This window comes from Terrabacter sp. Root181 (assembly GCF_001428505.1).
Taxonomy (GTDB): domain Bacteria; phylum Actinomycetota; class Actinomycetes; order Actinomycetales; family Dermatophilaceae; genus Terrabacter.
Genome location: NZ_LMHU01000005.1, coordinates 478,509 through 494,244, shown reverse-complemented (window position 1 = coordinate 494,244; position 15,736 = coordinate 478,509). Strand labels below are relative to the sequence as shown.

Genomic DNA, 15,736 nt, shown 5'->3' with positions numbered 1-15,736 from the left:
GGACATGCCACAGAAGACCCAGGGGGTAGCCACGGACACCGCGACCGCAACAGCCAGCTCGACGACCATCACGAAGGCGCCCGGACTCGACCGCCCGACCCGCAACATCTTCATCGCGCTCATGCTCGGCATGCTCGTGGCGTCGATCAGCCAGACCATCGTCGGGCCGGCCATGCCGCGCATCGTCGCCGAGCTCGGCGGCATCGACCACTACTCGTGGCTCGCCACCGCGGCCATGCTCGTCAGCGCGATCACCGTGCCGATCGTCGGCAAGATGAGCGACCTCTACGGCCGGCGCGGCTTCTACCTCGGCGGCCTCGTCGTCTTCATGGCCGGCTCTGTCCTCGCCGGCTTCGCGCCGAACTTCTGGTGGCTCATCGCCGCCCGCGCCGTCCAGGGCATCGGCATGGGCACGCTGATGCCACTGTCGCAGACGATCATCGGCGACATCATCCCGCCCCGGCAGCGCGGCAAGTACCAAGGCCTCATGGGCGGCGTCTTCGGCCTGGCCTCCATCCTCGGCCCGCTCGTCGGCGGCTTCGTCACCGACAACTGGGGCTGGCGCTACCTCTTCTTCATCACGTTGCCCATCGGCGTCTTCGCCTTCTTCGGCATCAGCCGCTTCCTCCACCTCGAGCACACGCCGCGCGAGACCGTCGTCGACAAGGCCGGCATCGTCGCCCTGTCGATGACCCTCATCCTGCTGCTCGTGCCCACCTCGCTCGGCGGCACGACGCTGGACTGGGGCTCCCCCGCCATCATCGGCATGTACGCCGCGGGCATCATCATGCTCGGCGTCTTCATCGCCATCGAGCGCAGGGCCGTGGAGCCGGTGCTGCCGCTCCGCCTCTTCAAGAGCCCGCTCTTCACGCTCTCCAACATCGCGGCCTTCATGGTGTCGGTCATGATGTTCGGCGCGATGATCTACCTCCCGGTCTATGCGCAGGGCGTCCTCGGGGCCTCGGCCACGAACTCCGGTCTCATCCTCATGCCGATGTCCGTCGCCATGATCGGCCTGTCGATCATCTCCGGCCTCGTCATCACCAAGACCGGCCGCTACAAGCTCCAGACCATCGCGGGCATCCTCATCATGGGCGTCGGCTTCTGGCTGCTGACCCAGCTGCACTACGGCTCGAGCCAGACCGAGCTGACGCTCTCGATGATCGTCTTCGGCATCGGCCTCGGCATGGCGCTGCAGGTCTTCACCCTGATCATCCAGAACTCCTCGCAGCGCAAGGACCTCGGCGTCGCGACCGCGTCGACGCAGTTCTTCCGCAACGTCGGCTCGACCGTCGGCACGGCCGTCTTCGGCACGATCATGACGAGCGGCCTGGCCGGCAACATCGCCTCGCACCTGCCCGCCTCCGTGGTGCAGCAGATGCAGGCCTCCGGACAGCAGGTCAGCGCCGGCTCGGTGCTCGACCCGTCGGCCCTCGCGAAGCTGCCCCCGCAGATCGCGACGGGCGTCCAGCAGGGTCTCGCCGACTCGCTCCACACGGTGTTCGTCTGGGGTCTCGTGCCCTTCGCGCTCGCCCTGCTCGCCGCGCTCTTCATCAAGGAGGTGCCGCTGCGCGACACCGTGCACACGCCCGACGAGGCCGGCATCGAGCTGCTCGACACGATGTCGCAGTCGGCGCCCGACGACGAGCTCAAGGTGCCGCTGGGCCGTGAGGCCGGCAACACGCGTACGCACGAGAGGCTGCTCGGGCTGCGCCTGGGCCTGCTCGCCGACTCGGCGCTCCGGGCCGACCGTCCGCTGCTGACCCGGGCGGTGACGCACCTCGGCGAGGGTGACCTCGACGCCGGTGCGGCCCTGCTGCACCGCACGTCGCGGATGCTGACCACCGAGGACACGGCGCTCGTCGCCGAGACCGAGCGGTTCGCCGTCGAGGTCGCGGCCCGGGCCAAGGTCCCCGGCGGCATCCTCGACGAGGCGCTCAAGCGCGAGCTCGCCACGGCCGTGGCCGAGCGCGACGCCCGCACGGTCCTGACGATCGTCGAGCCGACCGTCGCCGAGCGCCACGAGGCGGTCGACATCCGCCTCCTCTCCGCCGTCGGTGACGACCTCACCGCCGCCTACCTCGTCGACCGGCAGAACGCCAGGGTCGCCGAGCAGGTCGAGGCCTCGGTGCGCTGACCGCGCGACGCACCCGACCTACCCCGTCGAGAGGCCACCAGTGACCGCCTCCGACACATCGAGAGGCCAGTTCTCGTCGCCGAGAGCTGGCCTCTCGGCTGCGTCCGGGCCGTCCGACGTGCCCTCTCGACGGTCGGGAGCGAGATGGCGTATGCCGGTCGGCCCGCCACGCTGGGAGGTGGCCGCGCGCTCGGGTGCCGGCCACGCCGCATACGGTGTCGGGATGAGCAAGGTAGCCCTCGTCACCGGCGCGTCCTCCGGCATCGGCGAGTCCATCGCCGTCCACCTCGTCGAGTCCGGGTGGACGGTGTATGCCGTCGCCCGCCGGGTCGAGCGCATGGCCGCGCTGGAGTCCCGCGGCATCATCCCCTTCGCGATGGACGTCACGGACGACGCGTCGATGGTCGCCGGCATCGACCGGATCATCACCGAGCAGGGGCAGGTCGACGCCCTCGTCAACAACGCCGGCTACGGCTCCTACGGCCCGGTCGAGCACGTCCCGATCGAGGAGGCGCGGCGTCAGTTCGAGGTCAACGTCTTCGGGCTGGCGCGGCTGACGCAGCTCGTCACGCCGCACATGCGCACCCGGCGTCGCGGCCGGATCGTCAACATCTCCAGCATCGGCGGCAAGATCTACGAGCCGCTCGGCGCGTGGTACCACGCGACGAAGTTCGCGGTCGAGGGGTTCAGCGACAGCCTCCGCATCGAGCTCGCGCCGTTCGGCATCGACGTCGTCATCGTCGAGCCCGGCCCGATCATCTCGGAGTGGAACACCATCGCCCGCGAGAGCATGGTCGAGCGGTCCGTCGGCACGGTCTACGAGGACCTGGCGCGCCGGATGGCAGTCATGTTCGAGCGGGTCGACACCCCACGGATGAGCTCGGGACCCGAGGCCGTGGCCGAGAAGGTGCTCAAGGCCCTCGAGGCCGCCAACCCGGCCGCCCGCTACCCGGCGGGCAAGGGCGCACGTGCCATCGTGACCGCCCGCCGGCTCCTGCCCGACCGCGCGATGGACGCCGTCATGAGGCGCGCCGTCTCCGGCTGACCCGACACGCCCCCCTCTCAGATCGAAAGGCCACGAACCGGGACCGGATCGTGGCCTTTCGACGGTTGGACGGGTCAGCCCCAGACGAGGGCCTGGGCGGGGTCGGCGAGGATGGCTGCCAGGTCGGACAGGAAGCGGCTGCCGAGCTCACCGTCGATGAGACGGTGGTCGAAGCTCACCGCGAGCTGCGTGACGTGGCGGATCGCGATCTCGTCGTTGCCGTCGGCATCCGTGACGACCCACGGCTGCTTGCGGATCGCGCCGAAGCACACGATCGCCGACTCCCCCGGGTTGATGATCGGGGTGCCACTGTCGACGCCGAAGACGCCGACGTTGGTGATCGTCATCGTGCCGCCGGACATCTCCGCCGGCTGCGTGCGGCCCTCACGAGCCGTCGCCGTGAGCTGGCCGATGGCCTGCGCCAGCTCGAGCATCGTCATGGCGTGGGCGTCCTTGATGTTCGGGACGATCAGGCCACGCGGGGTCGCCGCGGCGATGCCGAGGTTGACGTAGTTCTTCTGGACGATCTCCTGGGCGGCCTCGTCCCACGTCGCGTTCATGCCCGGGTTGCGCTTGACCGCGAGGACGAGCGCCTTCGCGAGCACGAGCAGCGGCGTGACCTTGACGTCCGTGAACTCGCGGCTGCCCTTGAGGCGGTCGACGAGCTCCATCGTCTTCGTGACGTCGATGGTGATCCACTCGGTGACGTGGGGCGCGGTGAAGGCAGAGCCGACCATCGCCTGCGCCGTCATCTTGCGGACGCCCTTGATGGGCGTGCGCTCCTCGCGCTCCCCCGAGCCGAACGGCGTACGCGGTGCCACCGGGGTCGTGGCGACCGGCGCGGCCGAGTCGGCCTGTGCCGCAAGGCCGTTCATGGCAGTTGCGCTGACGTGGTTCGTGACGTCGTCGCGCGTGATGATGCCGTCGACACCGGTCGGCGTGACCGACGCGAGGTCGATACCGAGGTCCTTGGCGAGCTTGCGCACCGGCGGCTTCGCCTTGGGGCGCCCACCGGCCGCACCGGCGCCGGTGACGGCCGGGGCCGGCGACTCGACCCGAGCGGCCGGGGCCGCCGGCTCGGCGACCGGCGCCGCCGCCGCGACCTGCTCGGTCTCGGTCGGCGCGGCAGCCACCGGAGCGGCAGCCACCGGTGCGGCAGCCACGGGAGCGGCAGCCACGGGAGCGGCAGCGCCAGCGCCCTTGCGCGCGCGACGGGCCGTTGCACCGGCCTTCGCGCCGTAGCCGACGAGGATCGCCTCGGAGGCCCCCTCGGCAGCGGCCGCCTTCTCGCCCGGGATCGACGGTGCGGCTGCAGGAGCCTCGTCGCCGCCCTTGCCGTCGTCGATGGAGATGATCGGCGTGCCGACGTCGATGGTCTGGCCGACCTCGACGAGCAGCTCCTTGACGGTGCCGGCCCACGGGATGGGCAGCTCGACGAGCGACTTCGCGGTCTCGATCTCGAGGACCATGTCGTTGACCTTCACGGTGTCGCCGGGCGACACCTTCCACTCCACGATCTCGGCCTCGACGAGCCCCTCACCGGGGTCGGGCAGGTTGAACGTCTTGATTGCCATGTGTCGCAGCCCTTCTCAGTACGCGAGCGCGCGGTCGACGCCGTCGAGGATGCGGTCGAGGTCGGGGAGGAACTCCTCCTCCATCCGGCTCGGCGGGTAGGGGATGTTCGCGCCGGCGACCCGGATGACGGGTGCCTCGAGCTCGTAGAAGCACTGCTCCGTGACCTGCGCCGAGATCTCGGACGCCATGCCGAGGAAGCTGCTCGCCTCCTGGACGACGACGAGGCGGCCGGTCTTGCGCACCGACGCCACGATCGTGTCGATCGGCAGCGGCGAGAGCGAGCGCAGGTCGATGACCTCGATGCTCGTGCCCTCGGCCTCCGCGGCGGCGGCCGACTCGAGCATCGTCTTGACGACGGGGCCGTAGCCGAGCAGCGTCACGTCGGTGCCCTCACGCAGCACGTTGGCCTCGAAGAGGCCGCGCGGCGCGGTGGTCGCGGTCGTGTCGTACTCGGCACGGTCGTGGTAGCGGCGCTTGGGCTCGAAGAAGATGACCGGGTCGTCGCAGGCGACGGCCTGCTGGATCATCCAGTGGGCGTCCTCGGGGTTGCTGCACGTGACGACGCGCAGACCCGCCGTGTGGGCGAAGTAGGCCTCGGGGCTCTCGGAGTGGTGCTCCGGGCTGCCGATGCCGCCGCCGAACGGGATGCGGATGACCATCGGGATCTTGACCGCCCCGAGGGCGCGGGCGTGCATCTTGGCGACCTGGCTGACGATCTGGTCGAAGGCTGGGTAGACGAAGCCGTCGAACTGGATCTCGCAGACGGGGCGGTAGCCGCGCAGCGCCATGCCGACCGCGGTGCCGACGATGCCGGACTCGGCGAGCGGGCTGTCGATGACGCGGTCCTCGCCGAAGTCCTTCTGCAGGCCCTCGGTGATGCGGAAGACACCACCGAGCTTGCCGATGTCCTCACCGATGAGCACGACCTTGGGGTCGGCCTCCATGGCCTTGCGCAGGCCGTTGGTGATGCTCTTGCCGAGCGTGACCTTCTCGAGCTGGCCGGCCATCAGTTCGCCTCCTCGAAGCTCGCCTTGTAGGCGAGGTAGGCGGCACGCTCCGCCTCCATGACCGGGTGGTCCTCGGCGTAGACGTGGTCCCACATCGTCTCGCCGGCCATCGTCTCCATCGTGACGCAGCCCTCGCGCAGCTCGGCGGCGAACTGGTCGGCCTCCTCGTCGATGCGGACGAAGAAGGCCTCGTCGGCCATGCCCTCGTGGGCGAGGAGGGTCTTGAGGCGCAGGATCGGGTCGCGGAACTTCCACTCCTCGACCTCGGCCGAGACGCGGTACTTCGTCGGGTCGTCGGCCGTCGTGTGCGCACCCATGCGGTAGGTGTAGGCCTCGATGAGGAGCGGGCCGTTGCCGTTGCGGGCCTCGTCGAGGCAGTGCTGCGTCACGGCGTACGTCGCGAGGATGTCGTTGCCGTCGACGCGGACGCCGGGGAAGCCGAAGCCGCGGGCCCGCTGGAAGAGCGGGATGCGGGTCTGCTTCTCGACGGGCTCGGAGATGGCCCACTGGTTGTTCTGGCAGAAGAAGACCACGGGGGCATCGAAGCTCGCGGCGTAGACGAACGCCTCGTTGACGTCGCCCTGCGAGGAGGCGCCGTCGCCGAAGTAGCAGATGACGGCCGTGTCGCGGTCGGGGTCGCCGGTGCCGACGTTGCCGTCCATCCGCACGCCCATCGCGTAGCCGGTGGCGTGCAGCGCCTGGGCCCCGATGACGATCGTGTAGAGGTGGAAGTTGTTCTCCTGCGGGTCCCACCCACCCTGGCTGACACCGCGGAAGAGCTGCAGCGAGCTCTGCGGGTCCATGCCGCGCACGAAGCCGACGCCGTGCTCGCGGTAGGTCGGGAAGACGAAGTCGTGCGGCCTGAGGGCGCGACCGGAGCCGACCTGGGCGGCCTCCTGGCCGAGCAGGCTGGGCCACAGACCGAGCTCGCCCTGGCGCTGGAGGGCGTAGCCCTCGGCGTCGAGCCGACGGATGAGGACGAGGTCGCGGTAGAAGCTCCGCAGGTCCTCGGGCGTCAGGTCCGCGACGTACTTGTCGTAGTCGGGATGGGACACGCGCTGACCCTCGGGGGTCAGCAGCTGGATCATGTCCGGGCCACCGTCGCCGACCGCGGGGGTCGGCTCCTGCAGCTCGGCGACAACCTTGTCGCTCACTGGGGCTCCTTCGCCGGTGAGACCGGCCTACTCGTTCGGCCCGCAAACGGGGGTCACCCGCTCGTCGGCTTCTGGGGGCGCAGGCCGCCGTTCGTGACGACGGACACGTGCTTGGTCCTCGACCCGGAACTTACCGGAGAGCCCTGCGAATCTCACAATGCGGGACGGTCGTGCGCGCTGACCTGCGCAGACGCGGGTGGTCGGAGGGCCGCCACGGCGTCCCGACGGCGTATGCCGTGTGCTCGGGCCACGCTCCTCGGCGCGGTCAGCGCCGGGTGCCCCACGTCCAGGCCGGGGTGGTGAGCAGGCCCTGGCCCTGCACGACGGTCTCGCCGAGGTCCTTGGCGAGCGTGATGCCGCGAGCGGGCGAGCCGAGACCCACGGGCGTCTCGTCATCGTCGTCGGGGTCGACGACTCCGAGCTCGCGGACCAGCGCGTCCGAGTGCGAGACGACCATGACCTGGCTGCGCTCTGCCGCGGACCGGACGAGCCGCGCCAGGGGTGGGAGCAGGTCGGGGTGGAGCGAGGTCTCGGGCTCGTTGAGGACGAGGAGGGGTGGCGGGTCGGGCGTCAGCAGCGCCGCGACGAGCAGCAGGTAGCGCAGGGTGCCGTCGGACAGCTCGGCGCCGGCGAGCGGGCGGAGCATGCCGGGCTGGTGCAGCTGCAGGTCGAACCGACCGCCCTCGACGGTCACCTCGAGGATCGCGCCGTCGAAGGCGTCGGCCACGGCCCGGTCGAGCTCGGACCGGCCGTTCTCGCGGATCGTCTGCAGGGCTGCGGCGAGGTCACGGCCGTCGTCGGCGAGCACCGGCGTGCGGGTGCCGACCTGCGGTGTCCGGGCCGGGGCCTCGGCGTCCGCGCGGAACCCGTCGTAGAAGCGCCAGCCCCGGATCAGCCGGCGCACCCGCAGCAGCTCTGGCGCCCGCTCCGGGTCGGCGAGCTCGGTGAGCATGCTCTCCCACGGCCGGAGCGAGCGGGTCAGCTCGGTCCAGCCGGGGCGGCCCGCACGACGGGCCGTCGGCGCGGCGGCTCCGCCCGACGACCGGTAGGCGGCCGGACGTCCTCCGGCACGGGCGCCCGGAGCCTCGACCGGATCGGACTCCCACTCCGCCCGGTCGCCCTCGTCGGGGCCCCACTCCGATCCCCACCCGTCGTCGTCGCCGGCAGTGGCCCTGGTCTCCACGACACCCCAGCGGCGGCGCACGAGCACCGAGCCCGGCCGCATCACCGGCCCGGCCCACACGATCTCGCGCTTGATCTCGGGGTCGCGCAGGAACGCCGACGGAGTGCCGGCATCGCTGCCGGTCGACTGCTGCGGCAGTCCGAGGTCGACGAGGTAGCCGAAGTCGTCGGAGGAGAAGCCGAGCTGGAGGCTGATCGGCCCCTTGCGCCGCGTGCCGTGCACCGCGTGGCCGCGGTCGCGGGCACCGCCGAGGGTCGCCGGGCCGGCCCACAGCGCGGACTGGAGTCCACCCTCGCGGGCGAGCGTGCCGATGACGTCTCCGCGGCCGCACCCGGCGAGCAGCCGAAGGGACCGGTAGAGGCTCGACTTGCCACTGCCGTTCGCTCCCGTGACGACGTCGAGCCCGTGCAGGGGCACGACGACCTCGCGCAGCGAGCGGTAGCCGGACACGGCGACGGCGGTGAGCATGCCCCGACGGTAGGCCGCAGGTCCGACAGGCGCGGCGCCGTCGGGTCCGTTGACGGCACCGGTCCACGGCGGGACGCTGGTGGCAGACCGCAGGGCGGCTGCGAGCAGGACCGCGCTGAGGTCCGCGGGAGGTCCGCGCTGAGGTCCGCGAGGAGGCGGCCGTGACGACGATGCGACGCCGGATGATGCGCACGGGCAACGCGATCGGGCTGTGGATCCATCGCCGCTTCAAGGGCCGGCTCGACAGCGGCGGCTCGGCCACGGTGCTGATGCTGACCTCGCCCGGTCGCCGCACCGGGCTCCCGCGGTCGGTCATGGTGCGCTATCTCGACCACGACGGTGGCTACCTGGTGTGGGGCACCGGCAGCGGCGCCACGACCGAGCCGGACTGGTTCCGCAACCTGCGCCGGTCGGACCGCTCGGTCGTCGAGATCGGCACGAGCTCGACGCCCGTGACGCCGGAGGTGCTCGTCGGAGCCGAGCGCGACCGGGTCTGGCGCGAGGTCGTGCTGGCTGCCGCGCCCGGCGTCGCGAAGTACGAGGCGAAGGCCGGTCGGATCATCCCGGTGGCGGTGCTGCGTCCCGCCCCGCTCACGCCTCCGGGTTGACGCCGTCGCCGCCCGCACCGGCGGACCACGCCGGCAGCTCCTGCAGCGACCAACGGTTGCCGTCGGGGTCGCTGAAGTGGACGAAGCGCCCCCACGGCTGCTCGTCGACCTCGGAGGCCTCGACACCGCGCCCGACGAGCTCGGCCCGGATCGCGTCGGCGTCGGCGACCACCATCTGGAGATTGTCGAGGCCACCGGGGACGATCTCGGTCAGCCCCTTGCCGATCGCGATCGAGCAGGCCGACCCGGGCGGGGTCAGCTGAACGAAGCGGATCTCGTCACTGACCGTGTGGTCGTAGTCGGCGATGAAGCCGACCCTGTCGACGTAGAACTCCTTGGCCCGGTCGATGTCAGTCACGGGCACGGCCACCAGCTCGAGCTTCATGTCCATGCTCCGACGGTAGGCCCGTCCACCCACAGTGCGGGAGCCCAGCACGCGGCCGTTTCTCGGGCGGACCGATCCGACCCCTCAGCCCTCGGGTTCGGTCGGCGGCGGCGCTCCCCCGTCCGCTCCCCCGTCCGCGCCCGCGGCCGAGGGAGCGTCGCTGAAGCCGACCGTGGGCGCCCGACCCGAGCCGATCGGTCCCGGCTCCATCAGCGTCGCGACGAGCGGCGGGGTGGGCTCCACCAGGGCTCGACGCTGCCGCAGCCGCCCGGCGACGCCGCCCACCGTGCCGGTCACCGAGTCCGCTACCCGCGGCAGCAGCACGGGCACGACGAAGGCGGCCAGGGCGGCTGCGAGGAGCACGACCGACACGACCTCGAGCCAGCCGAACGTCGTCGTCACGACGACGAGCCCCGGCTGGAGCCCGATCGAGCGGTCGTCGACCGACAGCCGCAGCACCACGGACGCGGCGACGGTCGCCAGCGCCAGCGCGGTCCCGACCGCCGCGGCCAGCTCGCCGCGTCGCCCGTCGACGACGATCCGGACAACCAGCCCGGCCGCTGCGAGCACGAGGACGACGACGAGCAGCACGAGCCGCGGCACCGGGTTGGGGCCGGAGAACGCGTCGAGCAGCACCCCGTCGGACGTGTAGACCACCTCCCGTCCCCACGACCAGATCAGCTGCTCGTAGCCCTTCGTGAAGTCACCGACCTCCGGGACGCGGACCGCGACGATCTTCGTCGGCCACACCGCCGTGGACGCTGCCAGCAGGACGCCGGCACCTCCGAGCGCCACGCCCCCCAACCCCGTACGCCGCTGGGTCATCGGGGCGGCCGAACGTGGTCGGGGTCGGCGCCGGGGTCGTCCGAGAACCCGACCCCCGAGCGGGCATCGTCGCCCCAGCCGTCGCCGGGGCCGCCGGACCAGGCTCCCGAACCGGGGCGCGAGCCGGGCGCGGCGTCACGCATGGTGGCGATGCCGATGCGGGGCGCCGCTGCGGGTGATGCGGCGGCGCCCTCGTCGGCCGGCCCGCGCGGTCGGTGGACCAGGCCACGAGCCCAACGTCGTGCCGACGCTGCGCCCGACACCGCCACGCGGGCGACAGGGCGCCCCGTCAGGACGCCGAGGGCAGCCAGCAGCAGGCCGACGGCCACGTACTGCAGGACCCCGGCCGAGGTCTGGGTCGGGACGATCCGGTTGCTGTCTCCGTAGAGGCCGCTGGAGACGCGACCCGCCGTCTGCCCGAGGTTGGCGGTCACCGTCGCCGTCAGCCAGGCGGTGCCCGCGACGCCCAGCACGACCCCGTCGGAGCCGGGGCGCAGAGCGAGGCAGGCGGACGCGGTCAGGCCGGCGAGAAGCGCGACGACGAGCAGCACGAGGCTCGCCGGGTTCCCGAAGTGGATGCCCTGCGCCAGCAGCCCGGGCACCACATCGGCGACCTGCCCCCAGGACCACAGGGCGAGCTGTTGGAACGGTGCGACGGAGCCGGGGGCGAGGTAGGTGATCACGTCGGTGGGCCAGATCGCCGTCGGCGCTGCTGCGAGCACCCCGCCGAGGACGAGCACCGCACCGATGCGGCGCCCCGTGGTGATCGGACGACCCTTGGACCGACGACGCCGGGCCGTGTCGACCGGCGCCGTCAGCGCCGGACCACCGGCCCTCGGAGCGGGGCGTTCGGGCAGGCTCATCGTCGCTCCCGGTCGGTGTCCGTCAGGCCCACCGCCCGGCCGGTCAGGTGCTCGCCCACCGGCCGCAGGCCGACCTCCTCGCCCACCGGCCGCGGGCCGACCTGCTCGCCCCCGGGCACGCGCTGGCCCCCACGATCGAGGCCGCCGCTGACCGGGTCGGACGCCGTGCCGCCGATGACGGGCCGCCCGGCGGACCGGATCGCCGTGCTCACCAGGAGAGCCAGCGCGATGACGAGCAGCACCGACGAAGTCGTCTCGAGCGACCCCGCCTCCGTCATCCCGGTGCGCACCGTGAGGCCGGACGCTCCCTGGTCGACCTCGCCGAGGGAGCGACCCACGCGGTCGGAGACGGTGGTGAGCACTCGACCGGTGAGCAGGGCGATCGTCACGAGGCCCGCCACGCGACCCCACGCGACACGTCGGGGCAGCCAGACGGCGACGCCGACCAGGGCAGCGACGAGGAGCACCACGAGGACGGTGAGGCCGAGCAGGTTCCACTGGTCCCGCAGCTCGACCCCCTCGAGGCCCGTCACCCGGACCCGCCCCCAGCTCCACTCCCACTGGCGCGACAGGAGCGAGCCGTGCTCGCGGTCCGCGACCGCCATCTCCCAGGTGGGCGAGAACAGCGAGGGCACGACGAGCAGGACACCGAGCAGGGCGAGCCCGCCACCGAGCCGGCGGTCGGCGAGCCAGTCCCGCACCGTGCCCATCCGCGACCTCCGCCCGCGACGACGCCGCGACGACTGCGGCGCAGCACCGCGCGACACCGCGCGGTTCAGGCCATTGTCACTCCGGTCGGTCCGGTCAGCGAGCCCCGAAGCGTTCGGCGACCTCGATGAGCCGCGAGTTCGCGTCCACCTCACCGATCGTGACCCGGACGCCGTCGTCGCCGTACTGCCGCACCGTCAGCCCGGCCTCGGCGCACGCCTGAGAGAACGCCGTCGAGTCGCCGCCGAGCGGGAACCACACGAAGTTCGCGTCGGACTGCGGCAGCTTCCAGCCCTGGTCGCCGAGGGCCTGCACGACCCGGTCGCGCTCGGTGACGAGCGACTCGACGCGTGCGTTCAGCTCGTCGAAGGCGTCGAGCGAGGCGATGGCCGCCACCTGCGCGATCGAGTTGACGCCGAAGGGCGTGGCCGTCTTGCGGAGGGCAGCGGCGACGGGAGGGTGCGCCACGGCATACCCCACCCGGAGGCCGGCGAGGCCGTACGCCTTGGAGAAGGTGCGCAGCACGACGACGTTGGGGCGGTGGCGCCACACGTCGAGACCGCGTACGGCGTCGGGGTCGCGGACGAACTCGACGTAGGCCTCGTCGACGACGACGATGACGTCGTTCGGGACCTTGTCGAGGAACGCCTCGAGCTCGGCCTGGTGGACGCACGGCCCGGTCGGGTTGTTGGGCGTGCAGACGAGGACGACGCGGGTGCGGCCGGTGATGGCGGCGAACATCGCGTCGAGGCGGTGGCGGGCCTGCTCGTCGAGGCCGACCATGACCGGCTTCGCGCCGGCCAGCTGGGTGACGATCGGGTAGGCCTCGAAGGAGCGCCACGCGAAGACGACCTCGTCGCCGGCGTCGCAGGCGGCGTTGACGATCTGCGCGAGGACGGCGACCGAGCCGGTGCCCGTCGCGATGCACTCGGTCGGGACGTCGAGCGCCTTCGCGAGCCGCGCGGTCAGGGCCGTGACCGCCATGTCGGGGTAGCGGTTCACCGTGGCCGCCGCGTCGTCGATCGCCGCGAGCACCGACGGCAGGGGGCCGTAGGGGTTCTCGTTGGACGAGAGCTTGTACGCCGTCACCCCGGCGGGTGCCGCCGCGGGCTTGCCCGGCTTGTAGTCGGGCATCTGCGCGAGGACCTCGCGCAGGCGCACCGTGGCCCCGGTGGCCTTCGGGGCGGCGTACGCCTCCTCCGGCGTCGCGCTCTCGGTCACGCTCTCGCTGACAGTCTCGGGGCTCTCGCTCATACTCGAACTGTAGAGGCAGTGTCCACGCGGGCGACCGGCCCATGGACGCTCTCCTGACGGCGACACCGGTCTGTGGCTAGGCTCACATCGTCGCGCCACCGCCGCCTCGACATCTTCTTCATGCCCAGCCTCACGAAAGTCAGATCATGCGCATCGGCATCCTCACCGGGGGCGGGGACTGTCCCGGCCTCAACGCCGTCATCCGGGGCGCGACCCGCGCCGCCGAGGTCACGTACGACAGCACCGTCATCGGCTTCCGCAACGCCTGGCGCGGGGTCATGGACAACGACTACGAGATCCTCGACGTCGACCGGTGCCGCGGCATCCTGCCCCTCGGCGGCACGATCCTCGGCACCAGCCGCGACCAGCCCTTCGCCCACGAGGACGGCCTCAAGCGCGTGCGCAAGGCCTACGACCGCCACGGCCTCGACGCGATCATCGGGATCGGCGGCGAGGGGTCGATGGGTGTGGTCAACCGCTTGCACGAGAACGGCTTTCCCGTCATCGGCGTGCCCAAGACGATCGACAACGACATCTCCCTGACGGAGATGACGTTCGGCTTCCAGACCGCCGTGCAGATCTGCACCGACGCCATCGACCGGCTCCACACCACGGCCGAGTCCCACCACCGGGTCCTCGTCGTCGAGGTCATGGGCCGGCACGTCGGCCACATCGCGATCTGGTCCGGCCTGGCCGGCGGCGCCGCGATCACCCTCGTGCCCGAGGAGCCGTTCGACGTCGACGAGGTCTGCGAGCGGATCGTCCACCGGCACAAGAAGGGCCGCTTCGCGACGATCGTCGTCGTTGCCGAGGGCGCCCTGCCCAAGGCCGGCACCATGGACATCCCCGCGCCCGAGGTCGACAAGTACGGCCACCAGATCCTCGGCGGCATCGGCTCGATCCTGGCCCGCGAGATCCAGGGCCGCACCGGCATCGAGAGCCGGATGACCGCGCTCGGCCACATCCAGCGCGGCGGGTCGCCGGTCGCGTTCGACCGCGTCCTCGGCACCCGCTTCGGCGTCGCCGCGGTCGAGGCCGCGCTCGACGGTGCGTGGGGCCAGATGGTCGCCCTGCAGAAGGGACGCATCGAGCGCGTGCCCGTCGCCGAGGCCATCGGCGCGCTCAAGATGGTCGAGCCGGACCTGCTGCGCCTCAACGCGATGTTCCAGCCGCGGATCCCCGGAGACGAGCACCCCGGCCTTCCCGCCGATGCGCCTGCTCCCGTGGAACACTGACCGCATGCTCCTCAACTTCGCGCTTCGGACGGTGGTCAACGCCGTCGCCCTGGGAGTGGCCGCGTGGGCCATCCCCGGCATCACGTTCGGTGGTGGCTCGACGGGTCAGGTCATCTGGACGGTCGTCCTCGTGGCCCTGATCTTCGGCATCCTGAACGCCTTCATCAAGCCGATCATCAAGCTGATCTCGCTGCCGCTCATCATCCTGACGCTGGGCCTGTTCGTCTTCATCGTCAACGCCCTGATGCTCGAGCTCACGTCGTGGCTGGCCGGCAAGCTCGACCTCCCCTTCCACGTCGAGCACTTCTTCTGGGACGCCGTCCTCGGCGGCCTCATCATCACCTTCGTGTCGATGCTGCTCAGCTTCATCAAGACCGACTGAGCCGGCTCGCCCTCTCGACCCGGCCCGGCCGTGAGCCCGCTTCCCCTCGGGAGGCGGGCTCACGGCATACCGGACCGACCTGCGCGGCTCCCGCGCTCTCAGGCGTTCGTCGCGTAGCGCAGCAGGATTGCGCCGTCCTCGAAGCGCTCGACGTCGTCGAGCCGCAGGCGTATGCCGCCGGGTGGCCCCGCGTGGGGCAGCGTGACCAGACGCTGGCCGCCCGGGTCGCTCGACACGACCGGGTCGAGCAGGACCACGATCTCGTCGACGAGGCCGGCGGCGAGCAGGGCGCCGGTGAGCGCGCCGCCGCCGTCGGTGCGGACGTCGCGTACGCCGTGCGAACCCGTGAGGTGCGCGAGCCCTGCGGCGAGGTCGACGCGACCGGACGCGGGTCCGGTGGCGTCGACGTGCTCGATGCCGCGGCGGTCGAGGTAGCGCAGGTAGTCGGTCGGGGTGTGGCGCGTGACGAGGACGGCGACGTCGCGGTACCACGGCTGGGACAGGGCGTGGGTCCAGCACCGGACGACGCCGCGGCTGTCGGGGACGACGAGGAGCGGGCGCGGCTCGGTGACGAGCGACTCGAAGCCGGGCACGACGGGCAGGCGCTCGGGCCGCGGCAGGATGCGCTGCTGGTCGGTCTCGGACTCGGGCGGCCCGAAGGCGAGGGCGGTCGTGCTGCCCATGAGGATCGCGTCGCTGCGCCAGCGGAAGCCCAGCCGGTAGTAGCGGGACGGGTCGGTGTCGAAGCCGACGACCCTCCCGTCGATGCTGGCCTCGTTGTAGACGACGACGTGGGGACGGACGGGGCGCTCCATCCGACCACGGTAGGGGTCCGCGCCGACGGTCGCGGGCGCTCACGCACAACCGCTCGGCGACGGGCGCGGGGGCCGTCGGGGTGTCGGTGGCG

15 protein-coding genes are annotated in these 15,736 nt (G+C 71.9%); 5 read left to right on the top strand and 10 right to left on the bottom strand.

Annotation, left to right across the window (positions count from 1 at the left end):
- Window positions 1-4 precede the first annotated feature (4 nt).
- Together ASD90_RS11175 and ASD90_RS11170 are read left to right on the top strand one after the other, a co-directional pair.
- Window positions 5-2,137: an MDR family MFS transporter gene (locus ASD90_RS11175; protein WP_056755931.1), complete on the top strand. Its 2,133-nt coding sequence runs from the start codon at window positions 5-7 to the stop codon at window positions 2,135-2,137.
- Between the two features lie 223 nt (window positions 2,138-2,360).
- The gene (locus ASD90_RS11170) at window positions 2,361-3,182 is read left to right on the top strand and encodes an oxidoreductase (RefSeq protein WP_056756431.1); all 822 of its coding nucleotides are present in this window, start codon (window positions 2,361-2,363) and stop codon (window positions 3,180-3,182) included.
- Window positions 3,183-3,256: 74 nt separating this feature from the next.
- On the opposite strand, the gene ASD90_RS11165 is transcribed toward ASD90_RS11170, so the two are convergent.
- The 4 genes from ASD90_RS11165 to ASD90_RS11150 all read right to left on the bottom strand — a co-directional run bounded on the left by ASD90_RS11165 (window position 3,257) and on the right by ASD90_RS11150 (window position 8,569).
- Window positions 3,257-4,756, bottom strand: coding sequence for a dihydrolipoamide acetyltransferase family protein (locus ASD90_RS11165; protein ID WP_056755928.1), 1,500 nt, complete (start codon window positions 4,754-4,756; stop codon window positions 3,257-3,259).
- A gap of 15 nt (window positions 4,757-4,771) precedes the next feature.
- Window positions 4,772-5,764, bottom strand: a complete 993-nt coding sequence (locus tag ASD90_RS11160) for an alpha-ketoacid dehydrogenase subunit beta (RefSeq protein WP_056755926.1) — start codon at window positions 5,762-5,764, stop codon at window positions 4,772-4,774.
- Window positions 5,764-6,918 (bottom strand): pyruvate dehydrogenase (acetyl-transferring) E1 component subunit alpha, encoded by a 1,155-nt coding sequence (pdhA, locus tag ASD90_RS11155; protein ID WP_056755923.1) that lies wholly within the window; start codon window positions 6,916-6,918, stop codon window positions 5,764-5,766. Before pdhA ends, ASD90_RS11160 begins: the two co-directional genes overlap by 1 nt.
- Before the next feature lie 265 nt (window positions 6,919-7,183).
- Window positions 7,184-8,569 carry an AAA family ATPase gene (locus ASD90_RS11150; RefSeq protein ID WP_056755911.1) on the bottom strand — a complete coding sequence of 462 codons (1,386 nt, stop codon included), beginning with the start codon at window positions 8,567-8,569 and terminating at the stop codon, window positions 7,184-7,186.
- A gap of 269 nt (window positions 8,570-8,838) precedes the next feature.
- On the opposite strand from ASD90_RS11150, the gene ASD90_RS11145 reads away from it, so the two are divergent.
- Window positions 8,839-9,177, top strand: a complete 339-nt coding sequence (locus ASD90_RS11145) for a nitroreductase family deazaflavin-dependent oxidoreductase (RefSeq protein ID WP_369793599.1) — start codon at window positions 8,839-8,841, stop codon at window positions 9,175-9,177.
- Here ASD90_RS11145 and ASD90_RS11140 read toward each other — a convergent pair.
- The 5 genes from ASD90_RS11140 to hisC all read right to left on the bottom strand — a co-directional run bounded on the left by ASD90_RS11140 (window position 9,161) and on the right by hisC (window position 13,212).
- A complete protein-coding gene (locus ASD90_RS11140; RefSeq protein WP_056755905.1) occupies window positions 9,161-9,568 on the bottom strand; it encodes a glyoxalase superfamily protein in 408 nt (135 codons plus the stop codon). The two genes, ASD90_RS11145 and ASD90_RS11140, sit on opposite strands and share 17 nt — an antisense overlap.
- Before the next feature lie 78 nt (window positions 9,569-9,646).
- A complete protein-coding gene (locus tag ASD90_RS11135; protein WP_056755902.1) occupies window positions 9,647-10,357 on the bottom strand; it encodes a hypothetical protein in 711 nt (236 codons plus the stop codon).
- Window positions 10,358-10,383: 26 nt separating this feature from the next.
- Window positions 10,384-11,250, bottom strand: a complete 867-nt coding sequence (locus ASD90_RS23540) for a hypothetical protein (RefSeq protein WP_056755898.1) — start codon at window positions 11,248-11,250, stop codon at window positions 10,384-10,386.
- Window positions 11,247-11,960 carry a hypothetical protein gene (locus tag ASD90_RS23535; protein WP_056755895.1) on the bottom strand — a complete coding sequence of 238 codons (714 nt, stop codon included), beginning with the start codon at window positions 11,958-11,960 and terminating at the stop codon, window positions 11,247-11,249. The genes ASD90_RS23540 and ASD90_RS23535 overlap by 4 nt, the downstream gene beginning before the upstream one ends.
- Before the next feature lie 94 nt (window positions 11,961-12,054).
- Entirely contained in the window at window positions 12,055-13,212 is a 1,158-nt protein-coding gene (gene hisC, locus ASD90_RS11120) for a histidinol-phosphate transaminase (protein WP_082588642.1), read from the bottom strand.
- Between the two features lie 146 nt (window positions 13,213-13,358).
- On the opposite strand from hisC, the gene ASD90_RS11115 reads away from it, so the two are divergent.
- On the top strand, window positions 13,359-14,447 hold the full coding sequence (locus tag ASD90_RS11115) for a 6-phosphofructokinase (RefSeq protein WP_056755892.1): 1,089 nt from the start codon (window positions 13,359-13,361) through the stop codon (window positions 14,445-14,447).
- A gap of 4 nt (window positions 14,448-14,451) precedes the next feature.
- Window positions 14,452-14,829, top strand: a complete 378-nt coding sequence (locus ASD90_RS11110) for a phage holin family protein (protein WP_056756425.1) — start codon at window positions 14,452-14,454, stop codon at window positions 14,827-14,829.
- Between the two features lie 98 nt (window positions 14,830-14,927).
- Here the strand turns inward: ASD90_RS11110 and ASD90_RS11105 are convergent, their stop codons facing one another.
- Window positions 14,928-15,644 (bottom strand): dihydrofolate reductase family protein, encoded by a 717-nt coding sequence (locus ASD90_RS11105; RefSeq protein ID WP_056755888.1) that lies wholly within the window; start codon window positions 15,642-15,644, stop codon window positions 14,928-14,930.
- Window positions 15,645-15,736: the final 92 nt, after the last annotated feature.